3 protein-coding genes are annotated in these 2,484 nt (G+C 53.3%); all 3 read right to left on the bottom strand.

The window, feature by feature from the left end:
* The coding region (locus HY913_03810; GenBank protein ID MBI4962379.1) for a hypothetical protein at nucleotides 1–329 on the bottom strand (329 nt) is incomplete at its 3' end.
* 296 nt (nucleotides 330–625) lie between these two features.
* Nucleotides 626–1,477 carry a hypothetical protein gene (locus HY913_03805; protein MBI4962378.1) on the bottom strand — a complete coding sequence of 284 codons (852 nt, stop codon included), beginning with the start codon at nucleotides 1,475–1,477 and terminating at the stop codon, nucleotides 626–628.
* Nucleotides 1,478–1,773: 296 nt separating this feature from the next.
* A complete protein-coding gene (locus tag HY913_03800) occupies nucleotides 1,774–2,373 on the bottom strand; it encodes a hypothetical protein (protein MBI4962377.1) in 600 nt (199 codons plus the stop codon).
* Nucleotides 2,374–2,484: the final 111 nt, after the last annotated feature.

The raw sequence follows: 2,484 nt of genomic DNA, 5'->3' as shown, positions 1-2,484 counted from the left end.
CTGAAATCCAGGTAAAACCCGAAGTACTTCATCCAGTCAGGGTAGCTATACCCCAGAAAGCCCTCTTTGACAAACCAGGTGCCCAGTTTAAGGCCACCCAATACAGTAGGGCCGGCTTTTCCCGAAAAGTCTAAACGGTTGATTTGGTGAACTCCATTTAGACCCGGCGATACGTCTCTGACATTAAAAGTCTGTCCCATGTTAGCGGGCTGGCAGCCGCCGAGGTAAGCTTCCACATACATCTCACCATTGGCCGGTCCCGGCAGCGCCACCATCAGGGCCGCCAGGAGCAAAAAGGCGGCATGGAGGCAAAGACTTTTCCTTTTCATGATTTTCCCCCCCTCAAAGAATAAGACCTGAGAACTACTCGCTATCCAAACCCAGGAGGCTGGATACTCCTCACAACATTATCCCCCACTACTGGTGTTTCCACCGTATGAAAAAACCTTACAATTTGTCAAGAAATTATTGCCAGAAAAAGAACAATTTTAGGAGATCAGATAAAACCTGATCTCCCAGAGGGATTGCCCGAGAACCATGGTGGACCAAAACTTCCGTCTGGGTTCTCTCAAAAAAAAAGGCGGCCCGAAGGCCGCCTTGCTTTTCTCCATAACCTCAGTAAGGCTTAGAAGTGGTACGCCGCGCCTATCTGGCCGCTGAAGAGGTGGAAAGTGGGATCCAGGGTCACGCTCAGGCGTTGGGAGCTAAACGGACTTAAGGGACTTACGAAGGAGTAACTGAAAGAGGGCTCGGCGTAACGGTATTTAAAGGAAACGTCAATGGATACATTCTTCAAAGCCATCCAACGCAATCCGGCCTCCACCGCCAGGCAGATGACGGTACTGGATTGGGACTCCAAATCCCTGCCGACCCCCAGATCAGTGAAATTGAAAGTGGGCTGCTGGCTGGCAAACATAATGGCCGGCCCCACCGCCACATAAGGCTGCAGGCGGCCGAAAGGCACCTCGGAGTCCGGCAGGAAACCATAGCGGGCGGCAAACATAAAGGCCAGGGTGGGGGCGACCCCCTCACTCGAGAAAGTAAAGGAACCGGAGTTGCTGGCAGATGCCCCGTCCACAGAAATCGTCGTCAAGGTTCTTCCGCTTTGCTGCCGGAAGTTCAGACGATGCATCATGAAATCCAGGTAGAACCCGAAATACTGCATCCAGGAGGGATAATTCATCCCCAGGAAGCCTTCTTTGACGAACCAGGTGCCGACCTTCACCCCGCCCATGACTGCGGGGTCAAGTCTACCGGGGACGCGGCCGTTGGTGAAGCCGAAATTGATGGTTGCCTGTTCGACTACCGCAATTTCAAAACCGTCGGCAGTGCGGGTGTTGAGAGGGGCGTTGGCGCCCTGCACCCCACCCAGATAGGCTTCCACGTACATCTCGGCCGGTGCCGGTCCCGGCAGCGCCACCAGCAGGGCCGCCAGGAGCAAAAGACCGGTACTTAGACAAAGACTTTTCCTTTTCATGATTTCCCCCCCTTAAAGAATAATACCGAAGAACTACTCGCTATCCAAACCCAGGAGGCTGGATACTCCTCACAACATTATCCCCCACTACTGCTGTTTCCACCGTATGAAAAAACCTTGCAATTTGTCAAGAAGTTATCGCCAGAAAAAGAACAATTTTAGGAGACCAGATAACACCTGATCTCCTTGGAAAAAATTGCCCGAAAACCATGGTGGACCAAAACTTCCGGCGGTGTTCTCTTAAAAAAAAAGGCGGCCGGGAGGCCGCCTTGCTTTCTTCATAACCTCAGTAAGGCTTAGAAGTGATACGCCGCGCCTATCTGGCCGCTGAAGAGGTGGAAAGTGGGATCCAGGGTCAGGGTCGCACGTTGTTGGGTAATAGGAGTTAAGAAGGTGTAACTGAAAGAAGGCTCGGCGTAACGGTATTTAAAGGAAACGTCGATGGATACATTCTTCAGAGCCATCCAACGCAATCCGGCTTCCACCGCCAGGCAGATGACGGCACTGGATTGGGACTCCAAATCCCTGCCGACCCCCAGATCATTAAAAATAAAAGTGGGCTGCTGGCTGGCAAACATAATGGCCGGCCCCACCGCCACATAGGGCTGCAGGCGGCCGAAAGGCACCTCGGAGTCCGGCAGGAAACCATAGCGGGCGGCAAACATAAAGGCCAGGGTGGGTGCGACCCCCTCACTCGAGAAAGTAAAGGAACCGGGGGCGGTGACAGATACCCCGCCGACAGAAATCGTCGTGAAGGATCTTCCGCTTTGCTGCCGGAAGTTCAGCCGATGCATCATGAAATCCAGGTAGAACCCGAAATACTGCATCCAGTAGGGATAATACATCCCCAGGAAGCCTTCTTTGACGAACCAGGTGCCGAGCTTCACCCCGCCCATGACCGCGGGGTCAAGTCTGCCGGGGACGCGGCCGATAGTGAAGGACACATCTATCTGAACTTAACTAGGTATAGAAAACCCATCTGCAACATTGGTGCGCAGGGGGGCGTT

The organism is Desulfomonile tiedjei (assembly GCA_016212925.1).
Taxonomy (GTDB): Bacteria; Desulfobacterota; Desulfomonilia; order Desulfomonilales; family Desulfomonilaceae; genus JACRDF01.
The sequence above is the reverse complement of the archived record's forward strand: the minus strand, read 5'-3'. Positions and strand labels throughout refer to the sequence as shown.